At 74.0% G+C, this 18612-nt stretch carries 14 protein-coding genes and 1 riboswitch; of the genes, 11 read left to right on the top strand and 3 right to left on the bottom strand.

Annotation, left to right across the window (positions count from 1 at the left end; genetic code table 11):
* Positions 1-234 precede the first annotated feature (234 nt).
* The 7 genes from ccrA (at position 235) to AB0N04_RS21880 (ending at position 8542) form a co-directional block, all read left to right on the top strand.
* A complete protein-coding gene (gene ccrA, locus AB0N04_RS21910; RefSeq protein WP_360211754.1) occupies positions 235-1572 on the top strand; it encodes a crotonyl-CoA carboxylase/reductase in 1338 nt (445 codons plus the stop codon).
* A gap of 10 nt (positions 1573-1582) precedes the next feature.
* On the top strand, positions 1583-3613 hold the full coding sequence (locus AB0N04_RS21905; protein WP_360211751.1) for a protein meaA: 2031 nt from the start codon (positions 1583-1585) through the stop codon (positions 3611-3613).
* Between the two features lie 27 nt (positions 3614-3640).
* Positions 3641-4603 (top strand): CoA ester lyase, encoded by a 963-nt coding sequence (locus tag AB0N04_RS21900; protein ID WP_360211748.1) that lies wholly within the window; start codon positions 3641-3643, stop codon positions 4601-4603.
* A 3-nt stretch (positions 4604-4606) separates the two neighbouring features.
* The gene (locus tag AB0N04_RS21895; protein ID WP_360211745.1) at positions 4607-5110 is read left to right on the top strand and encodes a MaoC family dehydratase; all 504 of its coding nucleotides are present in this window, start codon (positions 4607-4609) and stop codon (positions 5108-5110) included.
* A 158-nt stretch (positions 5111-5268) separates the two neighbouring features.
* Positions 5269-6471, top strand: a complete 1203-nt coding sequence (locus AB0N04_RS21890) for an acyl-CoA dehydrogenase family protein (RefSeq protein WP_360211742.1) — start codon at positions 5269-5271, stop codon at positions 6469-6471.
* Between the two features lie 513 nt (positions 6472-6984).
* A complete protein-coding gene (locus AB0N04_RS21885) occupies positions 6985-7677 on the top strand; it encodes a phosphatidylserine decarboxylase (RefSeq protein WP_360211740.1) in 693 nt (230 codons plus the stop codon).
* Positions 7678-7717: 40 nt separating this feature from the next.
* A complete protein-coding gene (locus AB0N04_RS21880; RefSeq protein WP_360211890.1) occupies positions 7718-8542 on the top strand; it encodes a CDP-alcohol phosphatidyltransferase family protein in 825 nt (274 codons plus the stop codon).
* Positions 8543-8652: 110 nt separating this feature from the next.
* Here the strand turns inward: AB0N04_RS21880 and AB0N04_RS21875 are convergent, their stop codons facing one another.
* The 3 genes from AB0N04_RS21875 to AB0N04_RS21865 form a co-directional block, all read right to left on the bottom strand.
* Complete coding sequence (locus AB0N04_RS21875) at positions 8653-9975, bottom strand: hypothetical protein (RefSeq protein WP_360211737.1); 1323 nt, start codon at positions 9973-9975, stop codon at positions 8653-8655.
* Between the two features lie 786 nt (positions 9976-10761).
* Entirely contained in the window at positions 10762-11874 is a 1113-nt protein-coding gene (locus AB0N04_RS21870; protein WP_360211734.1) for a prolyl oligopeptidase family serine peptidase, read from the bottom strand.
* A gap of 219 nt (positions 11875-12093) precedes the next feature.
* Positions 12094-12804, bottom strand: coding sequence for a transcriptional regulator (locus AB0N04_RS21865; RefSeq protein ID WP_360211731.1), 711 nt, complete (start codon positions 12802-12804; stop codon positions 12094-12096).
* A gap of 296 nt (positions 12805-13100) precedes the next feature.
* A riboswitch (cobalamin riboswitch) is annotated at positions 13101-13233 on the top strand.
* A gap of 155 nt (positions 13234-13388) precedes the next feature.
* Here AB0N04_RS21865 and AB0N04_RS21860 point away from each other — a divergent pair.
* From AB0N04_RS21860 to cobO, 4 genes are read left to right on the top strand one after another with little or no spacing between them, the layout of a single operon-like run.
* A complete protein-coding gene (locus AB0N04_RS21860; RefSeq protein ID WP_360211728.1) occupies positions 13389-14369 on the top strand; it encodes a cobalamin biosynthesis protein in 981 nt (326 codons plus the stop codon).
* Positions 14366-15880 carry a cobyric acid synthase gene (locus AB0N04_RS21855; RefSeq protein WP_360211725.1) on the top strand — a complete coding sequence of 505 codons (1515 nt, stop codon included), beginning with the start codon at positions 14366-14368 and terminating at the stop codon, positions 15878-15880. The genes AB0N04_RS21860 and AB0N04_RS21855 overlap by 4 nt, the downstream gene beginning before the upstream one ends.
* Positions 15877-17991 (top strand): putative cobaltochelatase, encoded by a 2115-nt coding sequence (locus AB0N04_RS21850; protein ID WP_360211722.1) that lies wholly within the window; start codon positions 15877-15879, stop codon positions 17989-17991. Before AB0N04_RS21855 ends, AB0N04_RS21850 begins: the two co-directional genes overlap by 4 nt.
* 6 nt (positions 17992-17997) lie before the next feature.
* Positions 17998-18603 carry a cob(I)yrinic acid a,c-diamide adenosyltransferase gene (gene cobO, locus AB0N04_RS21845; RefSeq protein ID WP_360211719.1) on the top strand — a complete coding sequence of 202 codons (606 nt, stop codon included), beginning with the start codon at positions 17998-18000 and terminating at the stop codon, positions 18601-18603.
* The last annotated feature ends 9 nt before the right edge of the window (positions 18604-18612 follow it).

Below are 18612 nucleotides of genomic sequence, written 5' to 3'. Positions count from 1 at the left end.
CGAGTGGCACAGGGTGCCACTACCTTGTTACTCACCAGTCGCGGCGCCGCGGCTCCCCACCTCGGCGCGCCGTCGTCCGGCGTTCCCACACCCCGGGAGCAGTGCCAGATCGGCCCGGCCCAGTCCGGGCGCCCAGCAGCACCCACCCACCCACCTCAGCGAAGCCGGTGTCCGCTCCCGGCTCCCCCAGACGCCCTGTGCGCCCTCAACACAGGTACGCCTTCGGAGGCAGCCATGCAGGAAATCCTCGACGCGATCCTCAGCAACGACGCCACGTCGGAGGACTTCGCCGCCGTCAAGCTCCCCGAGTCCTACCGGGCGGTCACGCTCCACAAGGACGAGGAGCAGATGTTCGCGGGCCTCGACAGCCGCGACAAGGACCCCCGGAAGTCCCTCCACCTCGACGAGGTGGCCCTGCCCGAGCTCGGCCCCGGCGAGGCCCTGGTCGCCGTCATGGCCAGCTCGGTGAACTACAACACCGTGTGGAGCTCGATCTTCGAGCCGGTCTCCACCTTCGGCTTCCTGGAGCGCTACGGCCGGCTGTCGCCGCTCACCAAGCGCCACGACCTGCCGTACCACGTCCTCGGCTCCGACCTGGCGGGCGTGGTGCTGCGCACCGGCGCCGGGGTCAACGCCTGGAAGCCGGGCGACGAGGTCGTCGCGCACTGCCTCTCCGTCGAGCTGGAGTCCCCGGACGGCCACAACGACACGATGATGGACCCGGAGCAGCGCATCTGGGGCTTCGAGACCAACTTCGGCGGCCTGGCCCAGATCGCCCTGGTGAAGACCAACCAGCTGCTGCCCAAGCCGAAGCACCTCACCTGGGAGGAGGCCGCCTCCCCCGGCCTGGTCAACTCCACCGCCTACCGCCAGCTGGTCTCCCAGAACGGCGCCGGCATGAAGCAGGGCGACAACGTGCTGATCTGGGGCGCCAGCGGCGGCCTCGGCTCGTACGCCACCCAGTACGCCCTGGCCGGCGGCGCCACCCCGATCTGCGTGGTCTCCAGCGAGGCCAAGGCGGACATCTGCCGCGCCATGGGCGCCGAGGCGATCATCGACCGCTCCGCCGAGGGCTACCGGTTCTGGAAGGACGAGAACAACCAGGACCCGCGCGAGTGGAAGCGGCTCGGCTCCAAGATCCGCGAGTTCACCGGCGGCGAGGACGTCGACATCGTCTTCGAGCACCCGGGCCGGGAGACCTTCGGCGCCTCGGTGTACGTCACCCGCAAGGGCGGCACCATCGTCACCTGCGCCTCCACCTCCGGCTACATGCACCAGTACGACAACCGCTACCTGTGGATGTCGCTCAAGCGCATCGTCGGTTCGCACTTCGCCAACTACCGCGAGGCCTTCGAGGCCAACCGGCTGGTCGCCAAGGGCAAGATCCACCCGACCCTGTCCAAGGTCTACTCGCTGGAGGAGACCGGCCAGGCCGCCCTCGACGTGCACCACAACAAGCACCAGGGCAAGGTCGGCGTGCTCTGCCTGGCCCCCGAGGAGGGCCTGGGCGTGCGCAACGAGGAGCTCCGCGCCAAGCACGTCGACGCCATCAACCGCTTCCGGAACGTCTGAGGCCCCTCCGATGACCGAGCAGCAGCAGAAGCGCGACCGGCCCTGGCTGATGCGCACCTACGCCGGACACTCCACCGCGAGCGACTCCAACGCGCTCTACCGGCGGAACCTGGCGAAGGGTCAGACCGGTCTGTCCGTGGCCTTCGACCTGCCGACCCAGACCGGCTACGACTCGGACCACATCCTCGCCCGCGGCGAGGTGGGCCGGGTCGGCGTCCCGGTCGGCCACGTGGGCGACATGCGCACCCTGTTCGACGGCATCCCGCTCGAGCAGACCAACACCTCGATGACGATCAACGCCACCGCCATGTGGCTGCTCGCGCTCTACCAGGTGGTCGCCGAGGAGCAGGGCGCCGACATCGCCCTGCTCACCGGCACCACCCAGAACGACATCGTCAAGGAGTACCTGTCGCGCGGGACGCACGTCTTCCCGCCCGGCCCGTCGGTGCGCCTGATCACCGACATGATCGCCTACACGGTCGGCAACATCCCCAAGTGGAACCCGATCAACATCTGCAGCTACCACCTGCAGGAGGCCGGCGCGACGCCCGTCCAGGAGATCGCCTACGCGATGTGCACCGCCATCTCGGTGCTCGACGCCGTGCGCGACTCCGGCCAGGTGCCGGCCGAGCGGATGGGCGACGTCGTCGCCCGGATCTCCTTCTTCGTGAACGCCGGCGTGCGCTTCGTCGAGGAGATGTGCAAGATGCGCGCCTTCGCCCAGCTGTGGGAGAAGGTCACGCTGGAGCGCTACGGCGTCCAGGACCCGAAGCAGCGCCGGTTCCGCTACGGCGTCCAGGTCAACTCGCTGGGCCTGACCGAGGCCCAGCCGGAGAACAACGTCCAGCGGATCGTGCTCGAGATGCTGGCCGTCACCCTCTCCAAGGACGCCCGCGCCCGGGCCGTCCAGCTGCCCGCCTGGAACGAGGCGCTCGGCCTGCCCCGGCCCTGGGACCAGCAGTGGTCCCTGCGGATCCAGCAGGTGCTGGCCTACGAGTCGGACCTGCTGGAGTACGGCGACCTCTTCAACGGCTCCGAGGTGGTCGAGTCCAAGACCGCCGCGCTGCTGGCCGGCGCCGAGGCGGAGATCGCCAAGGTGCTGGAGATGGGCGGGGTGATCCCGGCCGTCGAGTCCGGCTACCTGAAGTCCAACCTGGTCGCCTCGCACGCCGCCCGCCGGGCCCGGATCGAGTCCGGCGAGGACAAGATCATCGGCGTCAACTGCTTCGACACCACCGAGGAGAGCCCGCTCACGGCCGACCTCGACACCGCGATCATGGTCGTCGACCCGGCCTCCGAGCAGTCCGTGCTGGCCGCGCTGGAGGCCTGGCGCGGCGGGCGCGACGAGGCCGCCGCGCAGACGGCGCTGGCCGAGCTCAAGGCCGTCGCCGCCACCGACGTCAACCTGATGCAGGCCACGCTCGCCTGCGCCCGGGCCGGCGTCACCACCGGCGAGTGGTCCTTCGCCCTGCGCGAGGTCTTCGGCGAGTACCGCGCACCCACCGGCGTCGGCGGCGCCCCGGTCGCCGTCGCGGCCGAGCCCGGCGGCGAACTGGCCGCGGTGCGCGCCGCGGTCGCCGCCACCGCCGAGGAGCTGGGCGCCGGCAAGCTGCGCCTGCTGGTCGGCAAGCCCGGCCTCGACGGCCACTCCAACGGCGCCGAGCAGATCGCCGTCCGGGCCCGCGACGCCGGGTTCGAGGTGGTCTACCAGGGCATCCGGCTGACCCCCGAGCAGATCGTCTCCGCGGCCGTCGCCGAGGACGTGCACTGCGTCGGCCTGTCGATCCTCTCCGGCGCGCACTCCGAGCTGGTCCCGGACGTCCTGCAGCGGCTGCGCCGGGCCGGGGTGCAGGATGTCCCGGTGATCGTGGGTGGCATCATCCCGGCAGCGGACGGCGAGGCCCTCAAGGCCGCCGGCGTCGCCGCCGTGTTCACCCCGAAGGACTTCGGCATCACGACCATCATCGGCCGGATCGTGGACGAGATCCGGCTCGCCAACAAGCTCCAGCCCTGGACGCCCGCACCCGCGACCACCAGCTGACCACTGGGAAGGAACCGAACGACCCTCATGACCACCACGAACCGACTGCGCCCGCGCCGCTCCTGCCTCGCCGTGCCGGGCAGCAACCCGCGCTTCCTGGAGAAGGCCCAGGGCCTCCCCGCCGACCAGGTCTTCCTCGACCTGGAGGACGCCTGCGCCCCCCTCGTCAAGGAGAGCGCCCGCCACACCATCGTCGACGCCCTCAACAACGGCGACTGGGGCGGCAAGACCAGGGTCGTCCGGGTCAACGACTGGACCACCCACTGGACCTACCGCGACGTGATCACCGTCGTCGAGGGCGCCGGCCCCAACCTCGACTGCATCATGCTGCCCAAGGTCCAGGACGCCGGGCAGATCAAGGCGCTCGACCTGCTGCTCACCCAGATCGAGAAGACCATGGGCTTCGAGGTCGGCAGGATCGGCATCGAGGCGCAGATCGAGAACGCCAAGGGCCTGATCAACGTCGACGCCATCGCCGAGGCCTCGCCCCGGCTGGAGACCATCATCTTCGGCCCGGCCGACTTCATGGCCTCCATCAACATGAAGTCCCTGGTGGTCGGCGAGCAGCCGCCCGGCTACCCGGCCGACGCCTACCACTACATCCTGATGCGCATCCTGATGGCCGCCCGCGCCAACGACCTGCAGGCCATCGACGGCCCGTACCTGCAGATCCGCAACCAGGAGGGCTACCGCGAGGTCGCCGGCCGCTCCGCCGCCCTGGGCTTCGACGGCAAGTGGGTGCTGCACCCGGACCAGGTCGCCGCCGCGAACGAGATCTACTCGCCCTCGCAGGAGGACTACGACCACGCCGAGCTGATCCTCGACGCCTACGACTACTGCACCTCCGAGGCGGGCGGCGCCAAGGGCTCCGCGATGCTCGGTGACGAGATGATCGACGAGGCCAGCCGCAAGATGGCCCTGGTCATCTCCGGCAAGGGCCGGGCCGCCGGGATGCAGCGCACCACCAAGTTCGAGATCCCGGGAGCCTGAGCCATGCAGTTCGGACGCACCTACGAGGAGTTCGAGGTCGGCGCGGTCTACAAGCACTGGCCCGGCAAGACGGTCACCGAGTACGACGACCACCTCTTCTGCCTGCTCACCATGAACCACCACCCGCTCCACATGGACACCAACTATGCGGAGAAGACGACGGACTTCGGCAGGAACGTCGTGGTGGGCAACTACGTCTACTCGCTGCTGCTGGGCATGTCCGTCCCGGACGTCTCCGGCAAGGCCATCGCCAACCTGGAGATCGAGTCGCTGCGCCACGTCGCACCGACCTTCCACGGCGACACCATCTACGGCGAGACCACCGTCATCGACAAGTGGCCGTCCAAGTCGAAGAACGACCGCGGCATCGTCCACGTCGAGACCAAGGGGTACAAGCAGGACGGCACGGTCGTCTGCATCTTCCGCCGCAAGGTGATGGTGCCGACCGGGACGTACATCGAGGAGCGCGGCGGCGAGCAGCCCGGCCGCCCCACCCCGCTCTCCTGACCCCTCCTGACCCCGGACGGGTAGGCCGCCGTCATCGGCCGATCCCCACCCCGGTACCGGGGGCCCCGTCGCCACGCCGGCGGGGCCCCCGGAAATCCCCCCCCCCCCCGGGGGATCCACGACTTCCCCCCGACCCCCAGACCTTTCGGAGCCGCACGATGGGACGCCTCGCACAGACCGACGGCCTCACCGAGATCCAGCGGGACATCCTCGCCACCGTGCGGGATTTCGTCGACAAGGAGATCATTCCGGTCGCGACCGAGCTGGAGCACAAGGACGAGTACCCGACCGCCATCGTCGAGGGCATGAAGCAGCTCGGGCTGTTCGGCCTGACCATCCCCGAGGAGTACGGCGGCCTCGGCGAGTCGCTGCTCACCTACGCCCTGGTGGTCGAGGAGATCGCCCGCGGCTGGATGAGCGTGTCCGGCATCGTCAACACGCACTTCATCGTGGCGCACATGATCAACGCCCACGGCACCCAGGAGCAGAAGGACCACTTCCTGCCGAGGATGGCCGCCGGCGAGATCCGCGGCGCCTTCTCGATGTCCGAGCCCGGCCTCGGCTCCGACGTTTCGGCCATCTCCACCAAGGGCGTCCGGGACGGCGACTGCTACGTCCTCAACGGCCAGAAGATGTGGCTCACCAACGGCGGCACCTCCACCCTCGTCGCGGTCCTGTGCAAGACCGACGAGGGCGGCAACACGCCGTACAAGAACATGACCACCTTCCTGATCGAGAAGGAGGCCGGTTTCGGCCCGAACCCGAAGGTTCCCGGCCTGACCGTGCCCGGCAAGATCGAGAAGATGGGCTACAAGGGCGTCGACACCACCGAGCTCGTCCTGCAGGACGTCCGGATCCCGGCCGACCGCGTCCTCGGCGGCGTGCCCGGCCGCGGCTTCTACCAGATGATGGACGGCGTCGAGGTCGGCCGCGTCAACGTCGCCGCCCGCGGCTGCGGCGTCGCCCGCCGCGCCTTCGAGCTCGGCATCTCCTACGCCCAGCAGCGCTCCACCTTCGGCAAGAAGATCGCCGAGCACCAGGCCATCCAGTTCAAGCTCGCCGAGATGGCCACCAAGGTCGAGGCCGCCCACCAGATGATGGTCATGGCCGCCCGCAAGAAGGACAGCGGCGAGCGCAACGACCTCGAGGCCGGCATGGCCAAGTACCTCGCCTCCGAGTACTGCAAGGAGGTCGTCGAGGACGCCTTCCGCATCCACGGCGGCTACGGCTTCTCCAAGGAGTACGAGATCGAGCGGCTCTACCGCGAGGCCCCGATGCTGCTCATCGGTGAAGGAACTGCGGAGATCCAGAAGATGATCGTCGGACGCCGGCTCCTGGAGGAGTACCGGATCGCCGACTGAGCACCCGGTCGACCCGCCCGGACGACGTGGCCCCCGGGCCGCCGCGGACGGCCGGGTCGGCACCTCCGAACCGCCGGTCGACGGGCGTGCGGGCCCGTCCCGGCACCCCGCCGTGCCCACCACGGCCCCGGCCTGGTCCGCCTGGGGTCCGGCACGGCCCGCCGGAAGCGGCCGCAGGGCGTACAGCTGCAACGACGCGCCCTGCGGCCGCTTCCGCACACCCTCGCCAGGGCGCGTACGGGCCGCTCCGCCCCCCGGGTTCCGCCGGCACCCCCGCTGAGACAAGAGTCACCAGCCGCGTCCGGTCCCTTGGGAACCGGACCGGGTCGAGCTACGGTCGTAGGGGTGGGACGCGCAGACGCGCCTCCCCCGGACACATGAACGAGCAGGCGGGTTGCCCACCCACCGTGTGCTCCCGATAGCATCCACCGGGACAGCAAGCCGTCCCTCTATTACCCGATCCCGCGGTGGCCCCCGTCCAGCGGCCATGATCCCCCGCGACAAAGGTCTTCGATGCCCATCAGCCCGTCCCCTCACTCCTCCGTCACGGACCGCGATGCCCTCGCAGCCACGACGGCCGGTCGGCGACCCCGCGTGACCATCGCGCGCGGAGCCACCCCCTGGTTCGTCCCCACCCTCGCCACGGCCGCCGTGACCACCGCCCTCACCCGGCGCAGCGGCAAGTGGGCCCTGGCGGCGGTTCCCGCCTGCGCGCTCGGCGCCGGCATGCTGTGGTTCTTCCGCGACCCCGAGCGTGAGATCGGCACGGGCAGAGTGATCTCGCCCGCCGACGGCGTGGTGCAGAGCATCGACGCCTGGCCGGACGGCCGCACCCGGGTCGCGATCTTCATGAGCCCGCTCAACGTCCACGTCAACCGCGCGCCGCTGCCCGCCACGGTGACCTCCGTCGAGCACGTCGCCGGCGGCTTCGTCCCGGCGTTCAACAAGGACAGCGACCAGAACGAGCGGGTCGTCTGGCACTTCGACACCGAGCTCGGCGACATCGAGATGGTGCAGATCGCGGGGGCCGTGGCCCGCCGCATCGTGCCGTACGTGGCCGCCGGTACCAAGGTCGAGCAGGGCGACCGGATCGGCCTGATCCGGTTCGGCTCCCGGGTCGACACCTACCTGCCGGCCGGCGTCGAGGTCGGCGTCGAGGTCGGCCAGAAGACCACAGCCGGGGTGACGCGCCTTGACCGTGACTGATCCTGAGACAATCGTCGGCCTGGACGACGAGGAGACGGCCCTGCGCCGCCGCCGCTGGGCGCGCGACCGCGAGCTGCGCGCCCCGCGCTCTCCCCAGCACCTGTCCACCGCCGACTTCCTGACCCTGGGGAACGCCGTCTGCGGCTTCCTGGCGATCTACTCGATCACCACCGGGGTCCTCGTCCCGCACATCACCAACCCGGACGCCGCACCCGACCGGCACAGCGCCGCCACCGCGGTGACCCTGCTGCTCATCGGCTCGATGTGCGACCTCTTCGACGGCCTGGTGGCGCGCAAGCTGCGCTCCTCCGCCCTCGGAGCGGAACTCGACAACCTGGCCGACCTGATCAGCTTCGGCATCGCGCCGGCCTACTTCGTCGCGGTCTGGGGCATGGTCTCCCAGGGCTCCAACAGCAAGCTCTCGGCACTGATCGCGCTGACCGTGCTGCTCGCGGTCGTCCTGCGGCTGGCCCGCTTCTCGGCCGTGAAGATGCGGCCCGGGGTGTTCCAGGGCATGCCCTGCCCGATGGGCGCGATGACGGTCATCGCCATCGTGCTGCTCGACCCGCCGTTCCTGCCCGGTCTGCTCGCCATCTTCGGCGCGGCGTACCTGATGGTCAGCCGGATCGAGTACCCGAAGCCGCAGGGGCTGCTGGCCACCGCGACGCTCTGCTGGATCGTCGTCTCGATCGGCTGCCTGGCGGCCTGGGCCACCGGCCTGCCCGGTGGCGACGCGCTGATGCACGTCGGCGCGTTCGCCCAGATCACGCTCGCCGCGATGGCCCCGCTGCTGGTCATCCGGCGCAAGGTCGGGCAGAAGGTCGGCGACGTCCGCGCCCGGCGGGCGGAGTCCCGGCTCGGCTGAGCCCGCCCCGAGCACAACGGGAAGGGCCCCGGATCCACCAGGATCCGGGGCCCTTCCCGTTGTGCTCCGTCCGGGCGCCGCGCCACGCGTGGCCCGGTGCGGACGCCGGGCTACGCGCCGCCGGTGTGGACGCTGAAGGCCGAACGACGGGCCGCCCGCGCCACGCCCGGATCCGGGTGCACGCCCGAGACCGCCGTCAGCACCGAGGCCGCCCGCGGGTGCCCCGACTGCCGGGCCCGGGCGAACAGCCGCACCGGATCACCCGCCGAGGCGCCCTCGACGTGGCCCACCAGCAGCTCCGTCTCGCCGTGGTCCAGCACCGCCGCCGCGGTGTCCACCCACAGCCAGGCCGCGTCCTCGGCCCCCAGCACGTCCGCCGGGGACACCCCCTCGTCGGCCCGCTCGGCCAGCCACAGCAGCGCGTAGGGGCGCAGCACCGGCTCGTCGACCGCCGCCCGCACCGCCTGCTCGGCCGGGCCGCCGGCCACCCGCAGCGCCTCGAAGGCCAGCCCGCGCACCAGCGCGTCGTCCCCCTGCGCGGCGTCCAGCAGCTCCGCCACCGCGCGGTCCGCCGGACGGGCCGCCACCCAGGCGCGGAACTCCGCCCGGGCCGGGCCCGGCGAGTAGTCCGCGCAGGCGTTCAGCAGCTCGAAGGCGCTCTGCTCGATGTGCCCGGCCGCGGTCTGCGCGACGGTGCAGATCTCCTCCAGCTTCGCCCGCACCGCCCAGTGGCCCAGCGGCGACAGCTCGGCCGCGTCGTCCCGGCGCTCCACCGCGCCGACGGCCGTCAGGCCGTCCAGCATCCAGTCCAGGACGGCGGCGACGTCGGCGGGCGACGGCGGGGTGTCGATCTGCGGCTCCCGGCAGGTGCCGCGGACGGCCGACACGGCGGAGGCCGCGTGCGGCACCGGCGACAGGCCGGAACCGTCCGTCCCGCCCACCCGGCGCTCGTCCAGGCCGCGGCGCAGCAGCTCCAGCAGCTCGCTGTCCGCCACCGGGGCGGCCACCAGGTGCAGGAAGGAGAGCAGTTGCGGGGCCTGGTCCACGGCCTGGCCGGCCAGCACCGCGAACACGCCGCGCAGGGCGGCCGGCGGCACCGGGGCGAGCAGCGTCCAGGCGTCGAACAGCGCGGACCAGCCGCGCACCACCGCCTCGTCGTCGTGCTCCCAGGCGTGCAGGCGCCAGCCCGGCCCGGCACCGCCGTCGCGGGCCTCGACCAGGCCGACCAGCAGGGCCTGACCCCACGCCTTGGTGGCGGCGCCGACCGTCATGGCCAGCGCCCGGCCGGCCGCGCGGGCGTCGTCCGGCAGCAGCTCGCCGCGCTTGTCGACCTCCTCCAGATCGCCCGCCCAGCGGGCGATCCGGACGGCGTCCACCAGCATCCGGCGGGCCAGCGGCGCCAGCTCGGCCGGCGCCGGGAAGCCCTCGGGCACCGGGACCCGGCCGCGACCGGGCGCAGGAGCCGGACCTCGTCGGCGGGGTACCCCGGCCCCGCCCGGCCTGCCACCGGCGGGCCGGTGGGCCGTACCGGGGAGACGGGTCACCGTCGCACCGGTACCGATCGTCGGCGGGAGCGGGGCATCACGGTCGCGCGGATTCCGAGACGTCACGTCGAGCAGTCTTCCCCTTGTACCGGCCTTCTGTCACATCCGGTTGGCCGTACGGACGGGCTGTCGTCCACAGCACCTCCACAAGATCGGGCAACAGAGGCAAACCGCCTGGCCGGAAACGTGTGGCGGGGCCATGCCAGCCCGGCGGGAGGGCCTCGGCGCCGGTCGCGCTCCCCGTCCGTCCGGTCACTTTCCGTGCCCGTCGGCCACCCCGGCACGGGCCGCGGCGAGGATCTTCGGGGACGATTGACGGCGTTTGCCGATCATGCGGGTGACGGTGCGGAAATCCGGCTGAAACGGCATTCCGCACCCGTCCGGAACCGGCCGCCGCGAGGAATTCCGGAGCCGCCGGAACGGCCCGGCGCGACCACCGGGAATGGCGTGGAAAGTCGGCCCGGCCGACTTTCCGCACACGGCCGACGAGGGCCGGCGGGGAGCGGGTGCCGTCGGAAGTCGGCCGTTCGAACGACACCGGCCCCGGGGTGCCGCCGGCCGCGTCCACCCCGCCTCTCCACCCCGCCTTTCCGCAGCCGCCTTTGCGCGCCGGCGTTTCCGCACCGGCCGCGCCTCCCGCGGGCGGCCGCGGGGGGCGGTCGCCGCCCGGACGGATCAGAGCAGGGGGGTGAGCCAGCGGCGCAGGAGTTCGGTGTAGTGGGTGGGGGCCGAGTTCCAGAGCGCGGCGTGGTCGGCCCCCGGGAAGGTTTGCAGGCTGACCACGTCCTGGCGGAGCCCGGCGAGGCGCTCCGCGCTGCGGAAGGGGGCGAGCTGGTCGTCCGGGCTGTGCATCAGGAGGGTGGGCACCCGTAGGTCGGCACCCTCGGCGATCCGGGTGAAGTCGGCGAGGTCGACCCCCGTGCGGCCCTCCGCGGCCAGCGCGCCGAGCTCGGCGGCGGGGCCGGTGTACCCGGCCCGCGCGGCGCGGCGGCGGGCGGTGGCGGGCAGGTCCAGGACGGGCGAGTCGAGCACGATCCCGCTGATCGCGTGCGCCCAGGAGGAGCGGGCCGCCGCCTGCAGGACCATGGTGGCGCCCACCGACCAGCCGTACAGGATGACCCGGCCGGCCCCGTTGTCCAGCGCCAGGCGCATCGCCGACTCGACGTCGCGCCACTCCGTCTCGCCGAAGTGGCTGAGCCCGTCCGGCGAGGCCGGGGCGCCCTCGTCACCCCGGTAGGTGACCGCCAGGGCGGGCAGCGAGAGCCGGTCCAGGACGGGGAGCACCGGGAGGGTCTGCTGCCGGTCGCCGCCGGGGCCGTGCACCAGGATCACCCAGGTGCCGCGCTTGCCGCCGAGGAACCAGACCGGCAGCGCGCCGAGCTCGCCGTCCGCGGCGGTCTCGCGGTACGGGAGGCCGAGCGCCGCGGTCGGGTCGCCGAGGTGGACGCGCGGGGTGAAGCGGACCTCGGTGCCGGGTGTGAGGGTGCCGCGGTCGGCGCGCAGGAGCTTGCGGGTCACGCCCTGCTCGTCGCTGTGCAGGACGTCCTCGACGACGGCGTGGCCGTGGTCGTCCCACTCGACCGCCCAGCGGCCCGGGCGCAGGCTCGCGGGGCGCCGGGTGAAGGTGATCCGGCCGGCCGCCAGGCTCTGCACCAGGACGGGGCCGGAGCCCTCGACGGCGGCGGCCGGGCGGACCGTCCGTTCGGAGGCCCGGCGGCCGATGACCAGGACGGCGGCCCCGGCACCGACGGCGGCGGCGGCCACGACGGCCGCGGTTCCCCAACGCATATCGCTCCCCGCTCTGACGGTCGGACGGTCTTGGACCGGACGGTGTTCGAGCACCAGTTCACCGGGAGGGCGGGCGGGCGGCCACCGGGCTGGGCCGTCCGGGGCACGACGGGGCGGCCGGCGGGGGTGTGGGCGGCGGGCGGGAGACGGGCGGGCTGGAGGGGTACGGGCGGCGGTTCGGCGCGGGCAGGCGGGGGCGGGCGGGGGCGGGCCGCGGCGTCAGACCGGGATGTCGGTCCGGCGCCGCCCGAGCAGCTCCCAGAAGCGCTCCGCCAACGGCTGCTCGCGGACCGGGTCCGGCACCGCGGCGGCCGGGGAGCCCCAGCTGCCGCTGCCCCAGTGGGAGGAGACCTGGTTCTCCTGCTGGAGGGCCGTCAGCACGGCCGCCAGGTCGTCCTCGTGGACCGGCACGATCCGGGCGACGGCCCGGACGTGGGCCTGCCAGCGGCCGTCCACGCACTGGCGCAGGCACCGGTCGAGCTCCTCGCGGCGGCCGGTGACGTCGACGAGCTCGCGCAGCCGCAGGCCGAGCACCTGGGCGAGCGCGTGGGTCTGGGCCTCGTCGCCGTCCCACCGGCCGGTCAGCTCGGCGTCCTGGTAGCGGCGCAGGGCGACCCCGATCCGGCGGGCGGCGGCGTCCTGGTGGAGTTCGCGGGCGACCCGGAAGTCCCGCAGCCGGGTGGGGCGGGTGCCCATCAACTGGACGGCGGGGCACCAGAGCGCGCGGGCCAGCGCGATGAACTCCTCCTCGGTCGGCCGCAGCTCGCCGCTCTCCCAGGCGAGGACGTGGGTGGGCAGCAGGCGGACGCCGTGCGCGGCCATCCCGCCGACGACCTGGTCGGGGGTCAGGCCGAGGCCGGCCCGGTGGGCTCGGGCGGCGCCCGGCGAGAACGGCACCGGGGGCAGGGCGGGGGGCTGTCTGCGTCGCATGGGAACGAACGGTAGGTGCGGGTGGCGGCGGGCCCCAGCCGCCGAACACACGAAGCGGCCCTGGAGGTCCCTACGGACCGCTGGACGATCGCACAGGGTGTCATGCCCCTGCGGGCGGGCGGATCGGAGGTACCGACGGAGGTGCCGACGCGGGCCCCGCCGCCCGTCGCCGCCGCCCGGCCGGGAGCCCGCGGCCGCCCCGCGGCCCCCGGTCCCGTGTGACCAACCCCTCCGTGACCTCGGTTGACTCCCGGTTCGGCCGCGTGATGGGATCCGGGGGCCAAACGGAGGCATGCAGAGGAAGCCGGTGCGAGTCCGGCGCGGTCCCGCCACTGTCACCGGGGAGCACGCTCGGCAGGTTGCCACGGCGCGCCGTCAGAAGCCGCTGGAAGGCCCGGGGGTGCGTCCGACCCGGAAGCCAGGAGACTCTCGCCCCCGCTACGTCGAGCCAGGGCGCGGACCCTGAGTGAGGACACGCACGCGATGCAGGCTGCCCCGCCCCGCCGGACCCGACGCTGCCTTCCGCCGCACCCCCCGGTCCCGCCGCACCCGGCCGCCGCCCCCGCGAACCCGCCGCACCCGACGTGCGCCCGCTGACCCGCGCGGCGGCGTTCGCGCTGGGCGCCCTCGCGGGCTACGCCGCCGACGCCCGCTACGCCGACCCCCGCCGCGGCCACCCGGTGGCCGTCTTCGGCTCCGCCGCGGCCAGGCTCGAGCGCCGGCTCTGGCGGGACGACCGGGCGACCGGCGCCGGCTACACGGCCCTGTGCGCGGGCACCGTGGCCGCCGCCGCGGTGGCCCTGGACCGCACCGCGGGCCGGCGCCCGCTCGGCCGCGCGGCCCTGGCCGCCGCCGCGACCTGGACGGTGCTCGGCGGCACCTCGCTGACCCGGGAGGCCCGCACCATCGGCCGCTCGCTGGCCGCGGGCGACCTGACGGCGGCCCGGGCCCGGCTGCCGCACCTGTGCGGCCGCGACCCGAGCGCGCTGGACGAGCAGCAGATCGCCCGCGCGGTGGTCGAGTCGGTGGCCGAGAACACCGCCGACGCCGTCGTCAACGCGCTCGTCTGGGGCGCGCTGGCGGGCACGCCGGGGCTGCTGGCGTTCCGCGCGGTGAACACCCTGGACGCCATGGTCGGCCACCGCTCGCCGCGCCACGCCCGGTTCGGCTGGGCCTCGGCCCGGCTGGACGACGTGGCGGGCTGGCCGGGCGCCCGGCTGACCGCCCTGCTGACCGTCGCCGCCGCGCCGCAGCCGCGCACCGCCTGGCGGGTCTGGCGCCGGGACGGCTCGGCGCACCCGAGCCCGAACGCCGGCCAGGCCGAGTCCGCCTTCGCGGGCGCGGTCGGCGTCCGGCTGGGCGGCACCCTGCAGTACGGCGAGCGGGTCGAGCACCGACCCGTCCTGGGCGCCGAACTGCGGCCGGTCACGGTGGACGACATCGAGCGGGCCTGCGTGCTCTCCCGGAGGGTGGGCGCGCTGGCCCTGGGTACGACCGTGGCGGGGCACGTCGCACTGCGACTGCTGGCCGGCCGCGGAAGCAGAAGCGGAAAGGGACGGGCATGAGCAACGCGCTGCTGGTCGCAGGGACGACCTCGGACGCGGGCAAGAGCGTGGTGACGGCGGGCATCTGCCGCTGGCTGGCCCGCCGCGGGGTCGCGGTGGCGCCGTTCAAGGCGCAGAACATGTCGCTGAACTCCTTCGTCACCGCCGACGGCGCCGAGATCGGCCGGGCCCAGGCGATGCAGGCGCAGGCCGCCCGGGTGGAGCCGGAGGCGGCCATGAACCCGGTGCTGCTCAAGCCCGGCGCCGACGGCCGCAGCCAGGTCGTGCTGCTCGGCCGGCCGGTCGCCGAGGTCGGTGCGCTGGACTACCGCGAGCGCAAGCCCGTCCTGCTGGAGCGGGCCCTGGAGTGCCTGGCGGACCTGCGCCGCCGCTACGACGTGGTGGTCTGCGAGGGCGCCGGCTCGCCCGCCGAGATCAACCTGCGCGACCGGGACATCGCCAACATGGGCCTGGCCACCGCGGCCGGACTGCCCGTGGTGGTGGTCGGCGACATCGACCGCGGCGGCGTCTTCGCGGCCATGTACGGGACGCTGGCGTTGCTGTCCGCGGAGGACCAGCGGCACGTGGCCGGCTGGTTCGTCAACAAGTTCCGCGGCGACGCCCGGCTGCTCGCCCCCGGGCTGGAGATGCTCCACGGGCTGACCGGCCGCCCGGTGCTGGGCACCCTGCCGATGCTGCCGGGCCTGTGGCTGGACGCCGAGGACTCGCTGGACCTGTCGACCGTGGTGGACCGGGTGGACGGCCGCGGCCCGCTCGGCGCGGACGTGCTGCGGGTGGCCGTGGTGCGCTTCCCCCGGCTCTCCAACTTCACCGACGTGGACGCGCTCGCGCAGGAGCCGGGCGTGCTGGTGCGCTGGGCGACCCGGCCGGAGGAGCTGGCCGACGCCGACCTGGTGGTGCTGCCCGGCACCCGGGCCACCGTCGCCGACCTGGCCTGGCTGCGCGAGCGCGGCCTGGAACCGGCGCTGAAGGCCCGCGCGGCGGCCGGGCTGCCGGTGCTCGGGGTCTGCGGCGGCTACCAGATGCTGGCGGGCTCGATCGTCGACGAGGTGGAGTCCGGGGCCGGCGAGGTCGCCGGTCTCGGACTGCTGCCGACGCGCGTGCGGTTCGGCGCCGAGAAGGTGCTCGGCCGGCCGGTCGGCGAGGCGTACGGGCACCGGGTCGAGGGCTACGAGATCCACCACGGGGTGGTCGAGGTGGAGGGCGGCGAGCCCTTCCTGGACGGCTGCCGGGTCGGCCAGGTCTGGGGCACCACCTGGCACGGCGCGCTGGAGAACGACGGGTTCCGCCGCGAACTCCTGCGCGAGGTCGCCGGATCGGCGGGCCGCGCGTTCGTGCCCGCGCCGGACACGTCCTTCGCCGAGGCGCGCGAGGCCCGGCTGGACCGGCTGGGCGACCTGATCGAGGAGCACGCGGACACCGACGCGCTCTGGAAGCTGATCGAGGGCGGGGTGCCGGCGGCCGGATCGCTGCCGTTCCTGGCGCCCGGGGCACCTGGGGAGTATGCATGAGTGACGTCCGCTATCCGTTCACCGCGATCGTCGGCATGGCCGACCTGCGGCTCGGGCTGCTGCTCAACGCGGTCTCCCCGGCCGTGGGCGGCGTGCTCGTGCGCGGCGAGAAGGGCACCGCGAAGTCGACGATGGTGCGCGCCCTGGCCGGCCTGCTGCCGTCCATCGCCGCCGTCGACGGCTGCCGCTTCGCCTGCGACCCGGCCGGGCCGGACCCGCAGTGCCCGGACGGCCCGCACCCGGCCGCCGGCAGCCACGAACGCCCGTCCCAGCTGGTCGAGTTGCCGGTCGGCGTGGCCGAGGACCGGATCGTCGGCTCGCTCGACCTCGAGCGGGCGCTGGCCGAGGGCGTCAAGGCGTACGAGCCGGGGCTGCTCGCCAAGGCGCACCGCGGCGTGCTCTACATCGACGAGGTCAACCTGCTGCAGGACCACGTGGTGGACCTGCTGCTGGACGCCGCCGCGATGGGCCGCTCCTACGTCGAGCGCGAGGGCGTGTCGGTGCGGCACGCGGCCCGCTTCCTGCTGGTCGGCACGATGAACCCGGAGGAGGGCGAGCTGCGGCCGCAGCTGCTCGACCGCTTCGGCCTCACCGTCGAGATCGCCGCCACCCGGGAGCCCGCCGAGCGGGCCGAGGTGGTCCGCCGCCGGCTCGCCTACGACGCGGACCCGGCCGGCTTCGCCGCGCGGTTCGCCGAGGACGAGCGGGCGCTCGCCGGGCGCATCACCGCCGCCCGGGAGCTGCTCCCGGAGGTCGAGCTGACCGACACCGCACTGCGGCAGATCACCGCGGTGTGCGCCGCGTTCGAGGTGGACGGGCTGCGCGCCGACATCGTGATGGCCCGCACCGCCGTCGCGCTCGCCGCCTGGGACGGACGCACGGAGGTGCTGGAGGAGGACGTCCGCAAGGCCGCCCGGCTGGCCCTGCCGCACCGGCGCCGCCGCAACCCCTTCGACGCCCCGGGGCTGGACGAGGAGCAGCTGGAACGGACGCTGGAGGAGCACGCCCAGCCGGAGACCGAGCCCGAACCCGAGCCGGAGGGCGACGGCCCCGACGGCGGCGACCCGGACGGGGACGGCCCGGACGGCGGCGGTGACGGCGGCCCGGGCGACGGCGGCCCCGACGGCGGCGGCGCACCCGAGCCGACCGGCGACGCGGCCCCGGAGACCTCCGCCCCGGAGCCCGCCCCCGCGGACGCCCCGGCGGAGGCCGGAGCACCCGAGCCGCAGCCCGTCCCGGCCCAGCACCCCGCCCCCGCCCGGGAGTCGGCGCCGGTCGCGGCCGGCGACCCGTACCGGACCCGGCTGTTCACCGTCCAGGGCACCGGCCGCGGCGCCCAGGGCCGCCGCTCCCCCGCCGAGACCAGCGCCGGCCACACCGTGCGCGCCCGCCGGCCGCAGGGCACCCTCAGCCGGCTGCACCTCACCGCCACCCTGCAGGCCGCCGCGCCGCACCAGGTCGCCCGCGGGCGCGACGGCCGCGCCCTGGTGCTGCACAAGGACGACTTCCGGGAGCAGGTGCGCCGCGGCCGCGAGTCCAACCTGGTGCTGTTCGTCGTGGACGCCTCCGGCTCGATGGCGGCCCGGCAGCGGATGACCGCCGTCAAGGGCGCCGTGCTGTCCCTGCTGATGGACGCCTACCAGCGCCGCGACAAGATCGGCATGATCACCTTCCGCGGCACCGGCGCCGAGCTGGCCCTGCCGCCCACCTCGTCCGTGGAGGTCGGCGCGGCCCGGCTGGAGTCGCTGCCCACCGGCGGCCGGACCCCGCTGGCCGCCGGGCTGCTGCGCGCGCACGAGGTGCTGCGGGTGGAACGGCTCCGCGACCCCGACCGCCGGCCGCTGCTGGTCCTGGTGACCGACGGCCGCGCCACCGGCGGACGCGACGCGCTCGCCGACTCCCGGCGTGCCGCCGGGCTCCTCGCCGCCCAGCGCACCGCCAGCGTCGTGCTGGACTGCGAGTCCGGCCCCGTCCGCCTCGGCCTCGCCCGCACCCTGGCCGGGCTGCTCGGCGGCAGCGCCGTCAGCCTGGACGAGCTGCGCGCCGAGGGCGTCGCCTCGCTCGTCCGCGCCAACCGACCCGTCACCACCTCGATGCGAAAGGCGGCCTGAGCCGACATGCCCAAGGGTGTCCCCGAAAGCGTCCCCGACGACGGCCTGACGACCCGTCAGCGCCGTACCCAGCCGATCACCGCCGTGCACACCGGCCCCGGGAAGGGCAAGTCCACGGCCGCCTTCGGCATGGCGCTGCGGGCCTGGAACCAGGGCTGGTCGGTCGGGGTGTTCCAGTTCGTGAAGTCCGCCAAGTGGAAGGTCGGCGAGGAGAACGCACTGCGCGTCCTCGGCGCCTCCGGCGAGGGCGGCACCGTCGACTGGCACAAGATGGGCTCCGGCTGGTCCTGGATCCAGCGCTCCGCCGAGCAGGAGATGACCAGCGAGGAGGCGGCCAAGGAGGGCTGGGAGCAGGTCAAGCGCGACCTCGCCGCCGAGACCTACCGCTTCTACGTGCTGGACGAGTTCACCTACCCGATGCACTGGGGGTGGATCGACCCGGCCGAGGTGGTGGCCGTGCTCGAGGACCGCCCCGGCAGCCAGCACGTCGTCATCACCGGCCGGTACGCACCCGAGGCGCTGACCGGCGCCGCCGACCTGGTCACCGAGATGACCAAGGTGAAGCACCCCATGGACGCCGGCCGCAAGGGCCAGCGCGGTATCGAGTGGTAGCCCCGAGAA

The organism is Kitasatospora sp. NPDC051702, from assembly GCF_040681575.1.
Taxonomy (GTDB): domain Bacteria; phylum Actinomycetota; class Actinomycetes; order Streptomycetales; family Streptomycetaceae; genus Kitasatospora.
The sequence above is the reverse complement of the archived record's forward strand: the minus strand, read 5'-3'. Positions and strand labels throughout refer to the sequence as shown.

What these genes read in the sequence shown, in the direction of transcription:
- AB0N04_RS21900 (WP_360211748.1), top strand. Translation starts at nt 3,641, where the DNA reads ATGACCACCACGAACCGACTGCGCCCGCGCCGCTCCTGCCTCGCCGTG.
- AB0N04_RS21895 (WP_360211745.1), top strand. Translation starts at nt 4,607, where the DNA reads ATGCAGTTCGGACGCACCTACGAGGAGTTCGAGGTCGGCGCGGTCTAC.
- AB0N04_RS21885 (WP_360211740.1), top strand. Translation starts at nt 6,985, where the DNA reads ATGCCCATCAGCCCGTCCCCTCACTCCTCCGTCACGGACCGCGATGCC.
- AB0N04_RS21855 (WP_360211725.1), top strand. Translation starts at nt 14,366, where the DNA reads ATGAGCAACGCGCTGCTGGTCGCAGGGACGACCTCGGACGCGGGCAAG.
- AB0N04_RS21865 (WP_360211731.1), bottom strand. Translation starts at nt 12,804, where the DNA reads ATGCGACGCAGACAGCCCCCCGCCCTGCCCCCGGTGCCGTTCTCGCCG.
- AB0N04_RS21850 (WP_360211722.1), top strand. Translation starts at nt 15,877, where the DNA reads ATGAGTGACGTCCGCTATCCGTTCACCGCGATCGTCGGCATGGCCGAC.
- AB0N04_RS21905 (WP_360211751.1), top strand. Translation starts at nt 1,583, where the DNA reads ATGACCGAGCAGCAGCAGAAGCGCGACCGGCCCTGGCTGATGCGCACC.
- ccrA (WP_360211754.1), top strand. Translation starts at nt 235, where the DNA reads ATGCAGGAAATCCTCGACGCGATCCTCAGCAACGACGCCACGTCGGAG.
- cobO (WP_360211719.1), top strand. Translation starts at nt 17,998, where the DNA reads ATGCCCAAGGGTGTCCCCGAAAGCGTCCCCGACGACGGCCTGACGACC.
- AB0N04_RS21870 (WP_360211734.1), bottom strand. Translation starts at nt 11,874, where the DNA reads ATGCGTTGGGGAACCGCGGCCGTCGTGGCCGCCGCCGCCGTCGGTGCC.
- AB0N04_RS21890 (WP_360211742.1), top strand. Translation starts at nt 5,269, where the DNA reads ATGGGACGCCTCGCACAGACCGACGGCCTCACCGAGATCCAGCGGGAC.